At 58.2% G+C, this 18454-nt stretch carries 20 protein-coding genes; 7 read left to right on the top strand and 13 right to left on the bottom strand.

Going from position 1 to position 18454, the window contains the following annotated elements:
- The first annotated feature begins 111 nt into the window (after positions 1-111).
- The 4 genes from DEM27_RS28055 to katE all read left to right on the top strand — a co-directional run bounded on the left by DEM27_RS28055 (position 112) and on the right by katE (position 5430).
- Positions 112-1608: an HWE histidine kinase domain-containing protein gene (locus DEM27_RS28055; protein ID WP_109461559.1), complete on the top strand. Its 1497-nt coding sequence runs from the start codon at positions 112-114 to the stop codon at positions 1606-1608.
- Positions 1609-1698: 90 nt separating this feature from the next.
- A complete protein-coding gene (locus DEM27_RS28060) occupies positions 1699-2619 on the top strand; it encodes an SDR family NAD(P)-dependent oxidoreductase (protein WP_109461560.1) in 921 nt (306 codons plus the stop codon).
- A 79-nt stretch (positions 2620-2698) separates the two neighbouring features.
- The gene (locus tag DEM27_RS28065) at positions 2699-3202 is read left to right on the top strand and encodes a YciE/YciF ferroxidase family protein (RefSeq protein WP_109461561.1); all 504 of its coding nucleotides are present in this window, start codon (positions 2699-2701) and stop codon (positions 3200-3202) included.
- 77 nt (positions 3203-3279) lie between these two features.
- Entirely contained in the window at positions 3280-5430 is a 2151-nt protein-coding gene (gene katE / locus DEM27_RS28070) for a catalase (RefSeq protein ID WP_109461562.1), read from the top strand.
- A gap of 78 nt (positions 5431-5508) precedes the next feature.
- Here katE and DEM27_RS28075 read toward each other — a convergent pair whose 3' ends face one another.
- The 13 genes from DEM27_RS28075 to DEM27_RS28135 form a co-directional block, all read right to left on the bottom strand.
- Positions 5509-5955 (bottom strand): DUF421 domain-containing protein, encoded by a 447-nt coding sequence (locus DEM27_RS28075; protein WP_109461563.1) that lies wholly within the window; start codon positions 5953-5955, stop codon positions 5509-5511.
- A 7-nt stretch (positions 5956-5962) separates the two neighbouring features.
- Positions 5963-6475 carry a hypothetical protein gene (locus DEM27_RS28080; RefSeq protein WP_109461564.1) on the bottom strand — a complete coding sequence of 171 codons (513 nt, stop codon included), beginning with the start codon at positions 6473-6475 and terminating at the stop codon, positions 5963-5965.
- A 21-nt stretch (positions 6476-6496) separates the two neighbouring features.
- Complete coding sequence (locus DEM27_RS28085) at positions 6497-7333, bottom strand: SMP-30/gluconolactonase/LRE family protein (RefSeq protein WP_109461565.1); 837 nt, start codon at positions 7331-7333, stop codon at positions 6497-6499.
- Complete coding sequence (locus tag DEM27_RS28090; RefSeq protein WP_109461566.1) at positions 7330-9111, bottom strand: glycoside hydrolase family 15 protein; 1782 nt, start codon at positions 9109-9111, stop codon at positions 7330-7332. Before DEM27_RS28090 ends, DEM27_RS28085 begins: the two co-directional genes overlap by 4 nt.
- On the bottom strand, positions 9111-10010 hold the full coding sequence (locus tag DEM27_RS28095; protein ID WP_109461567.1) for an SDR family oxidoreductase: 900 nt from the start codon (positions 10008-10010) through the stop codon (positions 9111-9113). Before DEM27_RS28095 ends, DEM27_RS28090 begins: the two co-directional genes overlap by 1 nt.
- 38 nt (positions 10011-10048) lie before the next feature.
- Positions 10049-10408: a hypothetical protein gene (locus DEM27_RS33695; RefSeq protein ID WP_128755579.1), complete on the bottom strand. Its 360-nt coding sequence runs from the start codon at positions 10406-10408 to the stop codon at positions 10049-10051.
- Between the two features lie 233 nt (positions 10409-10641).
- Positions 10642-11112, bottom strand: coding sequence for an MgtC/SapB family protein (locus tag DEM27_RS28105; RefSeq protein ID WP_109461569.1), 471 nt, complete (start codon positions 11110-11112; stop codon positions 10642-10644).
- Positions 11109-11768 carry a DedA family protein gene (locus tag DEM27_RS28110; protein WP_245446179.1) on the bottom strand — a complete coding sequence of 220 codons (660 nt, stop codon included), beginning with the start codon at positions 11766-11768 and terminating at the stop codon, positions 11109-11111. The genes DEM27_RS28105 and DEM27_RS28110 overlap by 4 nt, the downstream gene beginning before the upstream one ends.
- A gap of 13 nt (positions 11769-11781) precedes the next feature.
- Positions 11782-12264, bottom strand: a complete 483-nt coding sequence (locus DEM27_RS28115) for a pyridoxamine 5'-phosphate oxidase family protein (protein WP_109461570.1) — start codon at positions 12262-12264, stop codon at positions 11782-11784.
- Positions 12265-12390: 126 nt separating this feature from the next.
- On the bottom strand, positions 12391-12900 hold the full coding sequence (locus DEM27_RS28120; protein WP_109461571.1) for an NUDIX hydrolase: 510 nt from the start codon (positions 12898-12900) through the stop codon (positions 12391-12393).
- Positions 12901-12985: 85 nt separating this feature from the next.
- Positions 12986-13603, bottom strand: coding sequence for a flavodoxin family protein (locus DEM27_RS28125; protein ID WP_109461572.1), 618 nt, complete (start codon positions 13601-13603; stop codon positions 12986-12988).
- A gap of 86 nt (positions 13604-13689) precedes the next feature.
- Complete coding sequence (locus tag DEM27_RS28130) at positions 13690-14277, bottom strand: cysteine hydrolase family protein (RefSeq protein ID WP_109461647.1); 588 nt, start codon at positions 14275-14277, stop codon at positions 13690-13692.
- 51 nt (positions 14278-14328) lie between these two features.
- Positions 14329-16365, bottom strand: coding sequence for an NAD(+) synthase (locus DEM27_RS28135; RefSeq protein WP_109461573.1), 2037 nt, complete (start codon positions 16363-16365; stop codon positions 14329-14331).
- A gap of 140 nt (positions 16366-16505) precedes the next feature.
- On the opposite strand from DEM27_RS28135, the gene DEM27_RS28140 reads away from it, so the two are divergent.
- Genes DEM27_RS28140 through DEM27_RS28150 form a run of 3 tightly spaced genes read left to right on the top strand, consistent with a single transcriptional unit; the run spans position 16506 to position 18085 of the window.
- Positions 16506-16802 (top strand): hypothetical protein, encoded by a 297-nt coding sequence (locus DEM27_RS28140; protein WP_109461574.1) that lies wholly within the window; start codon positions 16506-16508, stop codon positions 16800-16802.
- Between the two features lie 15 nt (positions 16803-16817).
- Positions 16818-17795: a TIGR03885 family FMN-dependent LLM class oxidoreductase gene (locus DEM27_RS28145; protein WP_337250486.1), complete on the top strand. Its 978-nt coding sequence runs from the start codon at positions 16818-16820 to the stop codon at positions 17793-17795.
- A 32-nt stretch (positions 17796-17827) separates the two neighbouring features.
- The gene (locus tag DEM27_RS28150; RefSeq protein WP_109461575.1) at positions 17828-18085 is read left to right on the top strand and encodes a SemiSWEET family sugar transporter; all 258 of its coding nucleotides are present in this window, start codon (positions 17828-17830) and stop codon (positions 18083-18085) included.
- Positions 18086-18454 lie beyond the last annotated feature (369 nt).

An 18454-nucleotide genomic window follows, 5' to 3' on the forward strand; every position in this document is an offset into this window, starting at 1 on the left:
CGTAACACTGGCAATACCGGTGCACGGGCACTATTTTCGTGGCAAGCACTTTAGAGCTGTTATAGCTGTAATCGGCACATTGATAAGAGATCGAGGCTTGTGATCGGTACGATGGAAGAAATTTCCTCATCCGCATGGGATGAAACAGCACGCTCGGGAGCGCTGCATTCCTACAACGTGCTAGATACGCCTCCGGAACAGGATTTCGACGACATCGCCAAAGTGGCAGCGCGGGTTTGCGGCGCGCCAATCGCCGTTGTCAATCTCGTCGACACGAGGCGGCAATTCTTCAAGGCCGAGGTCGGTCTCGGGGTGAGGTCCACGCCGCTCGAAACCGCTTTCTGTCGGCATGCTCTACTGGAAGACGACGTTCTTGTCATTCCGGACGCGACCAGGGACCATCGGCTCGAATGCAATCCACTGGTGACTGGCGAGCCCCACATCCGATCCTACGCGGGCGCATTGTTGAAAACCGAAGACGGCTTGCCGATCGGAACCGTCTGCGTGCTCGATTATGCCGTTCGGGATTTTAGCGACGACCAGGTGGAAATGCTGAGGTTCCTGGCTCGGCAGGCCATGACCCAGCTTGAACTGCGTCGGACCGTTACGTCCCAACGGCAGCTGCTGGCGAGAACTCGGGCAGCCGAGCGCGCCAAAGCGAATTTTGAGCGGGTCGTTCGGCAGGCCTCCGATTTTATCGGGATTGCCGATCGGCACGGCAAGGTCATCTTTCTCAACGACGCGGCTCGTGAGCTGGTCGGTCTTGAACACGATGAGCCATTGCCGCCTGACGTGCTGGATTATGTAGCCGAAGCAGATCACCAGGTTTTCAAGGAGCGTGTGGTACCGGCAGTAAAGTCTGGAGAGAGCTGCGAACAGCAGATCAGGCTGACCCACTTTCGCACCGGCGAAATCGTGCCGGCGCTCTACACGATGTTTCCGATGCGCGATGAAGATGGCGAGACGGTCGGATACGGAGTGGTGACGAAGGACATGACCGAGCTGAAGGCAGAAGATGCCCGACGTACCGGCATGATGGCGGAAGCTGCGCACCGCATCAAGAATACGCTTTCGATCGTGCAGGCTATCGTGTCTCAGTCACTGCGAAATGCCGGAAACATCGAGGAGGCCAAGGATGTCATCTCGAAGCGAGTGATGGCACTGGCCAAAGCGCAAGACATCCTCACGACAGCCGAAGGTGCTATCGCAGATATCGTTGACGTCGTTTCCAGTGCGCTTGCACCACACGATTCCGGGCTTGGTCGATTTTATATGCAAGGCCCGTCGAGAAACCTGGATCCGCGTCAGGCGCTTGGGCTGTCCCTTGCTTTGCACGAGTTGGCAACGAACGCTGCAAAGTACGGGGCGCTATCGGGAGAGCAGGGTAAGGTGGAGATCGACTGGACCGTCCATGACGACGGGACATTCGCATTCCAGTGGGCAGAAAGCGGCGGCCCTCCGGTGTTTCCTCCGACCCGGACCGGCTTCGGTTCGCAATTGATCAATCGAATGGTCGCGCCGTACTTCAAAGGAGCGGCGAACGTCGAATATCATCCGTCGGGCATCCGCTTTAGCCTCAAGGGCCAATTGAGCCGCGAATTATCGTAACTTTCACACGAGATCTCTTTGTTGGCGCGACCAACGGGAACATTCCTGCACGCGGGCACTTATCGTAAGCGCCTCGTACTGGAGAAGATCATGACTGCTCGTCCCGATACTTTGCAAAATCTTGTCGTAGTTGTTGCCGGGGCCTCGAGCGGCTTTGGGAGAGGGGCCGCGGTTAAACTCGCAGCTCACGGCGCGAAAGTAGTCCTCGCTGCTCGACGCAAGAACGTTCTCGACGAGATTGTTCAGGAAATCGTGGCGTCCGGCGGAACGGCAATCTCGGTCGAGGCTGATGTTAGCGACGTCAACCAAGTGGCAGAGATCCATAACGCTGCCGTCGGGACGTTCAACCGTATCGATGTCTGGGTCAACAGCGTCGGTGTCGGAGCGATCGGATTCTTCTGGGACATTCCCCTCGAGGATCACGCCCGGGTAGTCGATGTCAACCTCAAGGGTCTGATCTACGGTGCGCACGCCGCTTTACGGCAGTTCCGCACTCAGGGTTATGGCACACTCGTCAATGTCGGATCGATCGACAGCGAAGTGCCGCTCGCACTTCAAAATACGTATGCAGCGACAAAAGCGGGCGTCCTGAGTTTAAGCCGCTCCTTGAATGAAGAGTTGAGGCTGGCGGGTGAGGATGACATTAAGGTTGGCACCATCATGCCGTGGGCGGTCGATACGCCGTGGTGGACGCATGCGGCCAACTACACAGGCCACGAGCCGCGCATGGCAATGATGGACGATCCGGAGATTGTCGTCGACGCGATCGTTACGGCTTGCCTTCATCCAAAAGAAGAGCAGCCAGTTGGATGGAAGGCAAAGACCTCCGATATCTCGCATCACCTCATGCCTGATCTGACAGAGAGACTGTCGGCCGATATCGCGAAAAAAGAGTCTGACAAGGCATCGCCCCGTGCACCGAACCAGGGAGCGATCCACCAGCCGGTCCAGGACGGCTTGGGGGTGGATGGCGGTATCCGCGCACGCATGCGCAAGGAAGATGGTCGGTAACGCTTTTGTTATCGAGGCTGGAACCTTCCACGTTGGCCTGAGTTGAGTCGCTCGAAACCACACTCAGGAGGACCCCCCCGTGGCAGCAACCAAGACATTGGACGATCTTTTCCTCGACACGCTCAAGGACATCTATTTCGCAGAGAAGCAAATCCTGAAAGCTCTCCCGAAGATGGCCCGTGCCGCTCAGTCGGAAGAGGGCAAGGCCGGCTTCCTTCAGCATCGCGACGAAACCCAGGGCCAGATCGAACGACTGGAACAGGTCTTCGAACTGCTGGGTAAGCCCGCGCGCGGCAAGACCTGCGAAGCCATCCAGGGCATCATCGCCGAAGGCGAAGAGATCATCGAGGAGTTCAAGGAGTCGCTGGCCCTCGATGCAGGTCTGATCTCGTCGGCCCAGGCGGTCGAGCACTACGAAATCGCCCGTTATGGCACGCTCATCGAGTGGGCGAACCAGCTCGGCCTGAAGGACGCCGTGCCGCTGCTGCAGGCGAACCTTGCCGAAGAAGAAGCGACGGACAAGAAGCTCACGCAGCTCGCCAAGGCGTCTGCAAATGCCAAGGGCAAAAGCAAGGCTGCCTAAAGCCACGTGAACTCTCGAGAGGCCGTCCATAATAGGGCGGCCTTTTTGACATCCGGCCACCATCATCGGGGACAACCATGGCAACGCGTACGACACGGGCGTCTAGCTCGACCTCATCCAATGATACAGTCACCATCCATGACCAGCAGCTTCACCGCGGCGCAGGCGGCGAGCTGCATCAGATCGCCGAGGACGGCGCCGACGTACTGACCACCGCCCAGGGCGGGCCAGTCGCGGACGATCAGAACTCCCTTCGCGTCGGCGCTCGCGGTCCGCTGCTGGTCGACGACTTCCATTTCCGAGAGAAAATCTTCCACTTCGACCACGAACGCATTCCGGAGCGCGTCGTGCATGCACGCGGTTACGGCGCGCATGGCTTCTTCGAAACGTATGAATCCCTGTCGGACGTGACCCGCGCCGACATCTTTCAACGGCCGGGCGAGAAGACGCCAGTGTTCGTCCGTTTTTCGACCGTAGCCGGAAACAAGGGATCGGCCGATCTCGCGCGCGACGTCCGCGGCTTTGCTGTGAAGTTCTACACGCAGGAAGGCAATTGGGACCTCGTCGGAAATAACATTCCGGTTTTCTTCATCCAGGATGCGATCAAGTTTCCCGACATGGTGCATGCTGCCAAGCAGGAGCCGGACAGGGCCTTCCCGCAGGCTCAGACGGCCCACGATAACTTCTGGGACTTCATCAGCCTGACGCCCGAAAGCATGCACATGGTCATGTGGATCATGTCCGACAGGACGATCCCCCGCTCCTTCCGCTTCATGGAGGGCTTCGGCGTCCACACCTTCCGTTTCGTCAACGAGAAGGACGAATCCACATTCGTGAAGTTCCACTGGAAGCCGAAGCTCGGCTTGCAGTCGGTCGCGTGGAACGAGGCCGTCAAGATCAATGGCGCCGACCCCGACTTTCACCGGCGCGATCTCTGGCAGTCTATCCAGTCCGGCAATTTTCCGGAATGGGAGCTCTGCGTACAGCTTTTCGACCAGGAGTTCGCCGACAGCTTCGATTTCGATATCCTCGACCCGACGAAGATCATTCCGGAGGAGGTCTTGCCTGTCAGGCCGATCGGTCGACTGGTACTCGACCGGATGCCGGACAACTTCTTCGCAGAGACCGAGCAGGTCGCGTTCATGACGCAGAACGTGCCGCCTGGAATCGACTTCAGCAACGATCCGCTGCTGCAGGGCCGGAACTTTTCCTACCTCGATACCCAGCTCAAGCGCCTTGGCGGCCCGAACTTCACGCACCTGCCGATCAACGCACCGAAGTGTCCCTTCCACAATTTTCAGCAGGACGGGCACATGGCGATGCGCAACCCGGTCGGCCGGGTGAACTACCAGCCGAACTCCTTTGGGGAAGGCCCACAAGAGTCCCCGTCGCGAGGTTATCGCCACTTCCCCTCCGAGGAGAACGGCCAGAAGGTCCGGCTGCGCCCGGAGAGCTTCGCCGACCACTACAGCCAGGCCCGCCAGTTCTTCCTCAGCCAGACGCCACCGGAGCAGCGGCACATTGCGATGGCGCTAACCTTCGAACTGAGCAAGGTCGAGACGGTCGCCATTCGGGAACGGATGATCTCGCACCTTCTCAACATTGATGAGACGCTCGCCACCACAGTCGGGCAGAAGCTCGGCATCCAGAACATGCCGAAGGCAGCGGACGCCGCCATGCCGACGCGTCAGGATCTCGAGCCCTCTCCGGCCCTCAGCATCGTTGAGCGTGGACCGAAGCGGTTCGAGGGTCGCAAGCTCGGCGTGCTTGTCGCGGACGGTGTCGATGCGAAGCTCTTGAAGGGGCTGAAGACGGCCATCGAGAAGGAGAAGGCTCTGGTCGAGCTCATAGCGCCCAAGGTCGGTGGGGTGACCGCATCGGACGGATCATGGATCGAGGCGCAGCACATGATCGACGGCGGGCCGTCGGTGCTGTTCGACGCCGTCGCCGTTCTCGCCTCTCCGGCGGCAATCGACGATCTGGTGAAGGAGGCCACCGCGAGGGATTTTGTGGCGGACGCATTCCAGCACTGCAAGTTCATCGGCTATGACGAGAGCGCCTTCCCGCTCCTTGCAAAGGCCGGGATCGCCGACGATCTCGACGAGGGCACGATGCCTCTTCCGGGTGAGGATGGACTTGCCGCGTTTGTATCCGAGCTCGGGAAGCTCCGTGTCTGGGGACGTGAACCCGCCCTTAAGCTCGGCAAGGCTTCACCGCCAGTCAAATGAACCGATACGGGCGCGTCTCTCGGCGCGCCCGGACACTTACTGGAAACGCGTCTCATGCGCCTCGTCTATCAGGAGCGGTCACGTTTCCCGCGGAATTATGCTAACGGCACCATCCGCTTCGAGTACAGCAGACTTGATTTGATCCAGGCGCTCCAGGCCCTGCTCGACCCTTGCAGTGGTTAGCACATCCTCCAGGCTCACGCGTGCTCGGGCGAATGCTCTGAGATCCGGTTTCCCATCGGAGATCAGCACGGTTGGCGTACCGTCGATTATCCTTCCAATCCTCGGCGCCCACTGCTTCACGTAGGAAAGGCCGATGTCGAGGCTAAACAGCACGATGATCAAAAGCGCTGCATTGATGAGGGAAAAATCGTCGCCAAGCAACGCTTGCTGCGTGGTTTCGGCGATGATGAGCAGAAGTACCAGGTCAAACGGTGTCATCTGAGCGACCGTGCGCCGGCCAGACAGCCGCAGTGCTATCAGAAGAACAAAATAGATCGCAGCGCCGCGGATAACAGATTCCATAAGACCCTCACGGAAAGATGAAGCTGAACAGCGACACCAACTCGTCATCGACCATGACATCGAAGTTTGCCGGTCCAGCAGCTTGCGCCCTCAGATGCAGTGTCACGACGCCGCCGCTTCTGGCAGGACTGTCGAAGAACAGGCGCTGTCCATTGGCTTCAATGGTCGTTCGCACTGGCAAAGGCTGGATATCTTCAACTTGGAACACCTCAGCGAAGGCATTCGAGAGCAAAAGCGATCGCTCACTTGAGGCCGGGTCCGGTTTGAAACGGATAGCCATCTCGTCGGTGCCTTCCCAGCGACCGATGCGCGGATGCTCCACGACCGCCCGTTCCAGCTCGGAGACCTTCGTGGCGAGCGGACCGCCAGAACCAAACGCTCCGAGCAACGCGGCGAAGATAATAACCGCGAAGACGCCCCACGAGAACCGCTCGATTGTCCAGAACCGCTCCTGAAACCTCCGATGTTCCTCCAGCTGCAGGCCGTCCTTGCGGACAGCTGGTTTTTCGAGTGAACTCATGGCCGGGCTCCTGTAGCGAGTTTATCCATCTAGCTCGACCTTGAACACGTGCCCCGACAGGGGCGCGGAACTGCGCTCCTCGTCGCTCATCCCGTCAAAAGCTGTCGTGATAAACAGCGTTTTCTGCCCTGGGCCACCAACGCAGCAACTCGTCACGTTTGGCACCGGCAGGTCGATCTGGGTTATGACGTCGCCGCGCATCGAGAGAATACCGACTCGAGAGCCGCCGTAAATCGCGGCATAAAGGTTGCCCAGGCTGTCGGCTTCAAGACCATCCGGGCTCCCATCTTCGATTTTGGCGAATACCCGCTTGTTCGAAATTTCACCTGTTGGATTGTAGTCGTACACCCAGACAGTGTTGCGACCCGTATCCGCATGGAACATCAAGCCGCCGTCCGCACTCCAGGCCTTACCGTTTGCGTTCGTGTAGCCGCCTTCGATTTCAACCAGATGCCCCTCCTGTAGCTGATAAAGCGCAGCTGTTTCCGATGGCTCGGCGGCGGTATTGATCGTCCCGGCCCAAAGACACCCGGCGGGGTCCCGCTTTCCGTCGTTAAGGCGATGCTCGGCGGGCAGGTCGAGCAAAGCCACCGCTCGCTCCTCACCCGTCTCGCAATCGAAGAGGTAGACCCCATTGCTGAGGCCGATCAGCAAAAGCCCATCAGCTTGCGGAAACACAAAGCTGACTTCCTTTGACGTCAGCCACGATCGGTGCTCTTTCCTCTCGGGATCATAACGGTGGATCTGTCTCCCGGCGATATCCACCCACCACAGTAATGAGGTCTGGTCGTCCCAGTAGATGCCCTCGTCGAGCTGCGAGGCCGGGATATTGGTGTCGAGCAGAACAGCTTTGCTCATCGGTTTTCCTGTAGCGAAAAGATTGCGTGGAGAAGGGTGAGATGGCTAAGGCCTTGAGGCAGGTTACCGAGGCCCGCACCAGTTCGGGGATCGATCTGTTCACAGAGAATGCCGAAGTTGTTTCCAAGCGGCACGAGCAAATCCTTCAGCATCAGCTCGGCCTGCACAACCTCGCCGAGGAAAGCGAATGCTTCAACAAGCCAGCAGGAGCAGGCGACGAAGGTCCCTTCCTCGTCGGCGGCGCCGCTGTACCGATAAACGAGCGGGCCGATGGCGAGTTCACGCTGGATAGCATCGCGGGTCGTCCTAAGCCGGCCTCCATGCTCAAAACCAAACCGGGTCGTTAGCAGGAGAGCAGCATCCAGCTTCTCGGTGCCCGCATAGAATGTGTAAGCGTTCTTCGCCTCCGACCAGCAGTGGGTATCGACCCAATCGCGAACCTTAAGGCTTTCCGATAACCATCGATCCGCGTCTCCCTCAATGTGTCCATGCCGCGCGAGACGCGACGCTCGGTCGAGGGCAAGCCAGCAACCGATCTTGGAGAAGGTGTAGTGCTGCAAATTTTCGAGCTCCCAGAGCCCGGAATCCTTCTCTTGCCAGCGATCAACGACCTGATCAGCCATTCGTGCAATCAGTCGGGCGGTCGAGGGATCGAGGACATGCCCCATATCCGCAAACAGGGAGGCCGTCTCCAGCAAGTCGCCATAGCAACTGAGTTGGACCTGTGACTTGGCGCGATTTCCGGTGCGCACTGGGGACGATCCCCTGTAGCCGGGAACCTCGATAACCCGTTCATCAGGGACCTCGCCGCCGTTCAGGGTGTAGACGATTGATGGTGTCGGCCCATCCTCGTCAATCGTTCGGATCAACCAACCGAATGCCGCTATTGCCTCTGATAAGGCGCCGGCGCGGAGAAACGCCTTGATTGTATAGGCCGCATCACGGATCCAGGCATACCGATAATCATAGTTCTTGTCGCCGCCGATCCGTTCGGGAAGGCCTGATGTAGCTGCCGCAGCGATGGCGCCGGTTTTCGAATAGAGCAGAAATTTGAGAGACAGCGCGCAACGGACCAGATCAGGTTTGAAAGGTCCATCGTAAGAGAGATTTTCCGCCCAACGGCGCCATTCGTCATCGCTGAAATCTATTCGGCTGTCGATCTCCGGCAGTTCAGGGATCGCCAATGGTGCCTTGTCAGCGACAAGATAGCCGATGCAGATACGTGAACCCGCATCTGCGGCATACCGAGCTGTCGTTTGGTGATCGGAGTCCTCGACAATCGAGACTTCATCAGGATGGCAGAACGTGGTCGTCAGATCTCCGATATAGCGGATGGCCGCATTCGGGTGGTTGACGCGACGGACCTTGCCTTGAGCACAAATCGGGCGGATGACGATCTCGAATTCCACCTGCCTCGACAGCCCCTCGATACGCCGGGCCAGTTCACACCAGGGTAAGCGGCCGCCGGCGCCGCTGTTGATCGATTCCGTCACACGAGCCTTCCCCGTCTCAGTGACGAAGACAGTCTCGAGCACGTTACTGTTAGGGCGATACCGCCGCTCGATCGAAAACGGCTGGGTTGGCGTCAGGGAAAAACGGCCGCCGTCAGGGTCATGCAGGCCGTTGAACAGGGGCGGACTATCCATGTCCGGTGCGCACCACCAGTCGATGGAGCCGTCGGCGCCGACCAGCGCAACGGACCGCCCCTCTCCTATCGCGGCGTAATGCTCGAGCGGTAGAAAGCCGCCCGAGCGCTGTGGCTGTAGCGCTTCCAGCATCAGGGCAGCGTATTGCCGCCGGTGACACCAAACACCTCACCGGTGATGTAACTGGACTCCTGAGACGCCAGGAACACGTAGAGGGGCGCGCATTCCGCCGGCTGTCCAGGCCGTTTCATGGGAACCTGACTGCCGAATTTGACGATTGCCTCCTGTGGTTGGCCGCCCGAGGTCTGTAGCGGCGTCCAGACCGGGCCCGGTGCGACGACGTTGACCCGCACACCTTGCTCGATAACCTGCTTCGAAAGCGCCTTGCTGAACGCCACAATCGACGACTTGGTCGGCGCATAGTCGAGCAGGCTTGCCGATGGTTCGTAGGCCTGGATGGAGGCGGTGTTGATAATGGTCGCCCCCTCCGGCAAGAGCGGAAGTGCCGCCTTGCAGATCCAGAACAGGGCATACACATTGGTCTTGAAAGTCTCGTCGAACTGTTCCGTGGTCAGGTCGGCAATGCTTTCGACCGCCTTCTGGCGGCCGGCAACGTTTGCAACCAGATCGAGACCGCCGAGTTCACTATGCGCCCTCTCGACAAGATCCTTGCAAAATTCTTCGCTTTTCAGGTCGCCGGGAATGGCGACGGCCTTGCGCCCTTCGGCTTCGATGAGCTTGATCACTTCATCAGCGTCGGACTGCTCTTCCGGAAGGTAGTTGATCGCAACGTCGGCGCCTTCCCGCGCAAACGCGATTGCCGCGGCCCTGCCGATGCCTGAGTCGCCACCTGTCACCAGCGCCTTGCGACCCTTCAGGCGGCCGAAACCCTTGTAGCTCTTTTCACCGTGATCCGGTACGGGCTGCATTTTGCTCGCCAGACCGGGGACCGGCTGTGGCTGCTTCGGAAATTCAGGCTGGGGATACTGGGTCAATGGGTTTTGAATGTCGAACTGGTTGGCAGAAGCCATGCTGTTATTTCCTTGATTTTTGCAGTGTTACGATAGGCCTAGAAACGGCTACCGACTTGGGTTGCAATAAGCGGCACGGCTGCCGCGCCCGGCGTTCCGAGCCTCAGCTTTTGCACAAGCCTGCCGAGAACGAAGGTGGCACCGACCGTAACGGCGATGCGGAGCCAGGGTCGATCCGCGATAGTTGGCTCCGGGATACGCTCCGTATGACTGCGAATAGCTGCAAGCTGTTGACGCAGTTCGGCAATCTCTCTTCGGATTGCGGCAAGCTCATCATGAGGATGCTCCTCGCCCATTTGGAAACCGGCTTCTTCTTCCGTCCCTTCACCTTCAAGTTCTGCCAGATGCTCTTGAAGCTGAGCCGTAGTGTCGAAGCCTCTCGCCTTGATGTTTGTCATAACTACCTCGTGAAATAATGTTCAGGCCGTGGCACAGGCGCCAGTAAACTGGCGGGTCGCCCGTGAGCAGCAGCGAGGATGTGAACAACGACCGACCTCGGTCGCGGTCCTTACAGTCCGCTTGCGACGAAAAATGAAACCGCTTCATGCAGAAGAGGTTCCATGGCTTCCGATCGTGCGGCGAACGATTTGAGACTGTTTTCCAGCGTTGCGCCGGACCGATCGCAAGGCTGCTAAAGGTCGCTTTTCTGCGTGAGATTCTCATTCTTCTCAGATTTGAAGTTGGTCATCCACTTGAGCGTGGCAAAGGTGACGATCGAGAGGACGATCGCCGTGTCATATGACCCAAGGCCAACGGCGACGCCGATGGCCCCCGTCGCCCAGATGCTCGCGGCCGTCGCTGTTCCTCGTGTGCCAACCTTGCCAACAAGGATGGCGCCGCCGCCGATAAAACCCACGCCATTGATTAGCCCTTCGACGACCCGTGCGGTTGCCTCGGCATTTCCCAATGTGATCGTTTCCGCAGCCTGGATGAACCCACAGGAGGCGATCGCGACGAGCGGGAATGTCCGCAGCCCGGCGCTTCGTTCATTGCGCTCGCGGTCCCAGCCTATCGGCAGCGCCAGAACGTATGCGATCAGCAGCGCGACGAGATGGGGAATGATGTTCAATTCCACCCCAAGAGAAGCAAGCCATTCGGTCACGTACGCTCCTCCTTAAAGGTCGCGACGCGATAAACGTAGACACCGACGAGCCCCACGAGAACTGCTGTGGAAATCGGATCGATATAGTCAGACACCGTTTCGTAGGCCTGCCCGAGCAGGTAGCCCGCCATCGCCAACGCCGTCGTCCACACAAACGTCCCAACGGTAGAAAAGAGAAGGAACCGGCCCAACGGCATATTGGCAACGCCGGCCGGGACGGAGATCAAAGTTCTGACGGTCGGAATGAGCCGGCCAACGAGGACAGATGCATCGCCATGTCGTTTGAACCTCTCCGAAGCGGCATCAACGTCCGATGGATGCATCGTAAGCCAGCGGCCATGGCGGGAGGCGAACCTGCGAACGCCATCATGGCCGAGACGTTTGCCGAGATAATACCACGGCAGGGTTCCAACAAGTGAGCCGAGCGTTCCGGCTATGACTACGATGGCGATGTTCATATCACCGCGCGTGGCCAGATACCCGGCGAGAGGCATGATCAGTTCGGAGGGGATGGGCGGAAACACATTTTCCAGAAACATCAGGAGCCCGATCCCGACAGGGCCGAGCTTCTGCATCATCGATTCTACGAAAGCTTCCATCTGGGACTGCACTTTGAAATCTACGAGTAGGGGCAGCAGAAAACGGCGGGCTTTCAAGCCCGCCTCTTCGTTACATCTGAACCTTGGCGTTTTCGCCCAAGTCTGGCTTCGCACTTGTCACCGCAGCGGCCGCCATCTTGATATAGCTGATCACTGTGCCGGGACTATCCCAATATTCGGCTGAGGACGGCGTCACCTTGAGGATGCGGATCGATGGATCCTCTGCGCTATCCCACCAGGCTTTTGCCGGCGTTGCCCAAAGATCGCGGATCTTCTCGCGGTCATTCTGAACCTCGGCCACGCCTGAGATCGAAACGTATTTCTGGCCTTTCGAGTCGGCGAAGGCCAGACAGACATTCGGATGCCGCGACACCTCTTCATCTTTGTGGCTGGCGACATCGGTCAGAAAGTAAAAGGCATTCTCGTCGCGCTCCGCATGGGCGGACATCGGGCGGGCTTTCAACTCTGTGCCCGATTGGGTGGTGAGCATGCAAAACCCGATCGAGTCTGCGAGTTTCCAAACCTTTTCATGATCTTCTTCGGCATGAGCCATGTGTGTTCTCCTTTATCGATCGGAGAAAACGGTGACCACCTGATGAAGTTCCAGCCTAGAAAGCGGATGAGAGGGCGGCTGTTCGGTTAAACTGTGCAGCATGCTCGACGACCAGGTCATGGCCGATCACCGCTTTATCTTTGGCCGGAAATTGACAAGGAGAGATTTCAGCTCGATCTCTCTCACGCGTCGAGCCGCCTCATCGGTCGAGACCCAGGCTGCTCGGCGCTGCCCTTTCTCCTTGAAGTCTAGCTCAACGCTCGTCGCTTCCAACTGGTAAAGCTCGACCATACAGGGAACGACCTCGCCGTCATCGAGGGATTTGAGATAGGTGTAGCGCCCCACAGGTTTGCGACCGACGACCCCGCGGACCCCTGCTTCCTCCAGCGCTTCTATCGCTGCCGCTTGCCAGGGCTTCTTTCCCTTCATCGGCCAGCCCTTCGGAATGACCCACCGTCCCGTATCACGCGAGGTTATCACCAGGACGTCAACGGCCTCAGTCTCTGGGACGAAGCGAAAACATATCGCACCATATTGATGACGGAACCTGCGAGCGGCGAGTGTCCGGGGCGTTTGAGCGAGCTGCTTGAGGATGGTGGCTGGCTTGCGTGACTCGCGCCACCGTTTTTTTTTCATTCATACCGTTAGTTTGCAGGTTTCGCCGGGTGAGGCAATCTGCCTGACTGCGACGGTCTAGAATGGTGGGCCAGACATGATTGTTTTAGCCTTTCTCGCCGGGGTACTGCGAGTTTCTTAAAAGAGTTGCCAGATGCGCTGTGTTGCGCGCGAGCATTGAGATCATCGTCTGAACCGCCTCCGGCGTTTTCTTGAGATCGACGAAGTTCGTCGAGCCCATCGCCTCGCCCACCCAGTATGCGACCGCGTTGGCCGGGATGGTAAAGCCGACATCGTTCAGGGCTTGATAGACTTCAGCCGAGACATGATGTGCACCATCTTCATTGCCGACAACGGCCACGGCCGCCACCTTCCCGTAAGAAACCATGCGCCCTTCGTCGTCCGTCTCCTCGAGAAACGCATCCATACGCTCAAGGGCTCGCTTGCACACGCTCGATGGCTGGCCGAGCCATATCGGGGTCCCGATCAGGAGGATGTCCGCCTGCAGAACCTTTTCACGAATTTCCGGCCAGGCATCGCCCTCGCCTTCGTCTGACGTCACACCGGGCTTGATATTGTGGTCAGCCAGGCGGATGGTCTCGAACTCAACGTCATGGTTCTTGAACTCTTCTGCGATGAGCTCCAGCAACTTTCCCGTCGACGAGGCTTCCGATGCTGTCGAGGATTTCAGGGTGCTGTTAAAGGCAAGGGCTTTCAGCGGCATAACATTTTCCTTTTGTTAATGAGTGAATCAGTGCCAGTCATGATAATTCAGTCGATCTCAATCGGCTTTGGGATGTGCAACGATCCTTAGCCCTGTACCTCCGAAAGGAAGTTCTCAGTGGTCATAAGGTCGAGCTGGACAGAAAAGCGGTCCCCAAGCAGATCGACCGCGGCATCGTGTGTTTCGTCAGCGCCGCTGCAGACGGCGTCGCTCAGCATGATGACGTGAAATCCATGATCGATGGCGCCAAGCACGGTGGCAAGCACGCAGACGTCAGTCTCACCCCCGGTGACGACCACGGTCTGAACCGCGACGCTCCTAAGGTGAGACGCCAGTCTGCCGTCTACCCACGGCGAATAGGTCAACTTGTCGAATATGCGAGCCGGGGGAACAACGGCTTGCAAAGATGGCGCCAAACCGAACAGCTCTTTCGGGAGATGTTCGCCAGTCATCATCCACCACTTGCGGTAGTAATCCTTCCAACCGCCGACCGCGTCGTCAGCTTGGACCGGCGTGATGAAACGGGTAAATATCGTCCGCTCCGCGTGCCGACGTGAGACTTCTTCAAGCTGGGGCAGGACGCGCGCCATCCAGGGCACGTGCCAAGGGGTATCTTCGGCAAACATTCGCTGCGCATCCACGCAGATATGGCGCCAGTTTCCGATATCCCTCATCATACCCTCCCTTCAAAACGAAAAACCTGCGGGAAGATCGGAAGTTCCTCCTTAGTCATCATTGTCCTTCAACTCCTTGAGCCATACCCTCGCATTGCCGTCGGAGGGAGCACGCCAGTCTCCTCGAGGCGAAAGCGATCCTCCCGAGGTCACCTTCGGCCCGTTCGGTGATGCGGATCGCTTGAACTGACTGGTGGTGAAGAAGCGATACAGAAAGTGTTCAAGCCAGTGTTTGATGGCAGGCAGGTCGAACTCCCGCTTCTTCGTCTCAGGGAAGTGGCTCGGCCATAGCCCGCTCTCGCGGGAGCTCCAGGCGGCGTGTGCCAGGTAAGCCACCTTTGAAGGCTTCAGACCAAACCGTGTGATGTAGAACAAAAAGAAGTCGTGCAAATCATAGGGGCCGATCTTGTCTTCCGTGCTCTGGATATTGCCCTGGTCGTCGGCCGGTACAAGTTCTGGCGATATCACCGTGTCGAGAATGTTTTCGAGGGTCTCATCGGTCTGATCATCGAAAAGCTCGGACTTGATCACCCAGCGGACGAGATGCTGGATCAGCGTCTTCGATACTGAAGCGTTGACGTTATAGTGGCTCATCTGATCGCCGACGCCATACGTCGACCAGCCCAAGGCAATCTCCGAAAGATCGCCTGTTCCAAGCACCAGCGCACCACGCTGGTTAGCCGCGCGGAACAGAAAATCGGTGCGAAGTCCAGCCTGAACGTTCTCGAATGTGACATCGTAGACGGGCTCGCCTGCGGCGAAAGGATGCTTCAAGTCCTTCAGCAACTGGCTGGCAAGCGGCCTGATGTCAATTTCTTCAGCAGAAACGCCAAGGTTTCGCATCAGCGCCCAAGCGTTCGTTTTGGTTGCGTCACCTGTGGCAAAACCCGGCATCGTGAAACCAAGAATGTCTGACCGCGGCCAGGCCAATTGGTCGAAAGCCCTGGCGGCTATCAGAAGAGCATGAGTGGAGTCGAGCCCACCGGAAACACCGATGCACAACCGCTTTATCCCGGTTGTCTTCAACCGCTTCATCAGGCCCTGCACCTGGATATTGAATGTCTCGTAGCAGTCCTGGTCGAGCCGCCTCGGATCGGCCGGAACGAACGGGTAGCGGGCAACGGGCCGGATGAGGTCTGCACGCACACTCGGAGCATTGAAATCAAAATCTATTCGCCGGAACGGCTTGTCGCCGAGATTGAGAGTTGCCGCATCGTTGAAGGTTCCAGTGCGCATACGCTCGAGCCTCAGGCGCTGAAGATCGATGTCGGCAATGCACATCTGTGAACCCGTGGGAAACCGCGCGGTCTCGGCAAGCAACTCGCCGAGCTCGTAGATGCATGCCTGGCCGTCCCACGCGAGATCAGTGGTCGATTCACCGGGACCGGCTGCGGAATAGAGGTAAGCTGACCAGGTTCTTGCCGATTGAGCGGAGCAAAGCAGTTTGCGGACGACGGCCTTGCCGACAGTAATATTGCTTGCCGAGAGGTTGGCCAGAATAAGAGCACCGGCGAGAGCGCCGAAATCGCTGGGCGGCGCCGGCGCCCACAGATCCTCACAGATCTCGACGTGGAAGACGAAGTCAGGGACCTCTCGTGCTGCAAACAGCAGATCGATACCGAACGGCGCGATATGCCCCCCAACCGAGATCTCGGCGTTTCGCACGCTACGACCGGATGCGAACCATCGCTTCTCGTAAAATTCCCGGTAGTTCGGCAGATGGGTTTTGGGGACAATGCCAAGGATTTTTCCTGAATGAATGGCTAAGGCACAATTAAAGAGACGGCCTTCATGTCGCAAAGGAGCGCCGATCAACAGCACCGGAGTGAGCTTCTCGCTGGCGGAGACGATCGTTGCGATCGACGCCTCAACCGCATCAAGAAGGGCGTCCTGGCCGAGTAGGTCGTCGATCGCATAGCCAGAGATGCAGAGCTCCGGAAAAACCATCAGTGCCACATCCTGATCGTGTCCGTCGCGAGCAAGGTCGATAACGGCCTGGGCGTTGAAATCTGGATCGGCGACCTCACACGCCGGTGTACAGGTGGCGCATCGGACAAAGCCATGACTGTACGGGGAATGAAACTCCATGAAGACGCCCCTTCTTATTCGATGCGTCAGTCAAACGGCTGGTGCTTATTCGGGAACGAAACACCTGATCTCCCACACAGTTCCAGGAACTGATGTCCTGCCCGCCAGTTAAGGACGGCAACGCAAGTCGGAGCCCGCCCATGGCGCATCTCGTTGAAATCCTCCTACCCTTGTCCGACGCACCGATGCAGCAGGCGCTTGAGGATATTCGGAATGAATTGACCGCTCGCTTCGGTGGCGCGACGCTGCATATCAATGCCCCCGCCGAGGGCGCCTGGGCCGACAACGGCACGCTCGAACTCGATCGCATCGTGATTGCCGAAGTTATGACCGAAGGCCTCGATCGCGATTGGTGGCGCGACTATCGTGAGCGACTTGAACGTCAACTCGCGCAGGACGAGATTGTCATTCGCGCAACACAGATCGACCGATTGTAAGAAGGATTTTCCCTGTTGTTGGTTATTGGCTATCACGCGTCTCATGAGCAGTTCTCGCCAAGCCAGCTCCTGCTTTACGTCAGGCAGGCGGAAGCCGCCGGTTTTCACGCCATCATGACCTCGGATCACATTACACCGTGGAGTAAAAGGCAAGGAAACTCAGGTAACAACTGGGCCTGGCTGGGAGCTGCCATGTCGAACACCTCGCTGCCGTTCGGTAGCCTCGCAATTCCGGGCGGGTGGAGATACCACCCGATTGTCCTTGCCCACATGATCGCGACGGTTTCGGAGATGTTTCCTGATCGTCTGCGCTGGATCGCTGCGGGGAGCGGCGAGGCAATGAATGAACACATCGTCGGCGAAGGCTGGCCGGATAAAGCAGAGCGCAATCAGCGCCTGCGCGCGGGCTGCGATATCATGCATGCCCTGATAAGGGGCGAAATGCTCACCACCGACGATACATGGTTCGCCGTTGATCGTGCCCAGCTTTGGTCGCGCCCGCAGATGCCGCCCGTGATCTTTGGTGCAGCACTTTCCGACGACACCGCCGATTGGATGGGTGGCTGGACGGACGGACTTCTGACAGTCCGCAAGCCGAGGGGAGAACTCACGAAAATGATCGACCGTTTCCGGGCGGGCGGTGGCGACGGTAAGCCTGTGGCGGTCCAACTTCAGTTGAGCTGGGGTCGGAGTAAAGAAGAGGCTCGAAACGCGGCGTGGGATCAGTGGCGCGTCGTGGCAGCCTCTCCTGACCGCCTGGCAAATTTGGAGACTGCACACGAATTCGACCGTGAGACCGAGGCGGTCTCGCCGGAGGAAATGGACGACGTCATTCCTCTGGTGACTACGGGCCAGGAGGTTCTCGATCTTATCGAGGACATGAAGTCCTGCCGGGTTGATGAGATCTACATTCACAACGTGTCGCGAGACCAGTCGGCATTTCTGGACTTCATGGCTTCAGAGGTCATGCCAGCGATCGACAGGACATCATGACGCCGCGCGTTCAATGAAAAAAAGGACAGCTCATGGATATTGCGCTGCTGGTAGGCTACCTCGCGTCCCTCTGCTCGGTAACCAGTTTCGTGCCGCAAGTCTGGAAAGTCGTTAGGACCGGCGATACAGCCGCGATCTCGGGTCGAATGTACACGTTCACGGTCATCGGCTTTGCCCTTTGGTCCGCCTTTGGCATTCTGAAGACCGAATGGCCCATCATCCTTACCAACTCGATCTGCTTCTGCCTTTCCGGCTATATCCTGATACGGAAGCTGCGAGCCAACGCGTAGAATCGACAGGATCTAATCCGGAGCGAAAATGGCGAGATACTGACCATGACGTTGTAAAAGATGCCTCTGGAAGAATTGCTGTCTTCGGTCGGACGCGCCGAACCATCGATCGGCGGCAGTGCGGCATCACTGCTCGCCGCGCGATTTGGCATCTCTATGGTCCGAATGGCTTTCGCGGTGACCTCCAAGCATCAATCAGATCATGACTTGCCCATCGAAAAACTGGATTCGTTGGCTGCTCGTCTCAACGATGCAACGGAGCATGACCGGGTGAATGCCCTCCGATATGTTCAGAGCGATCGTCGATCTGAGGGTCAATTCCGGAACGATGGCGGCGCCCAACAGTTCCTCCCGCTGAGACAAAGGAGA

Origin of the sequence: Rhizobium album (genome assembly GCF_003122325.1) — a bacterium.
GTDB classification, from domain to species: Bacteria; Pseudomonadota; Alphaproteobacteria; order Rhizobiales; family Rhizobiaceae; genus Metarhizobium; species Metarhizobium album.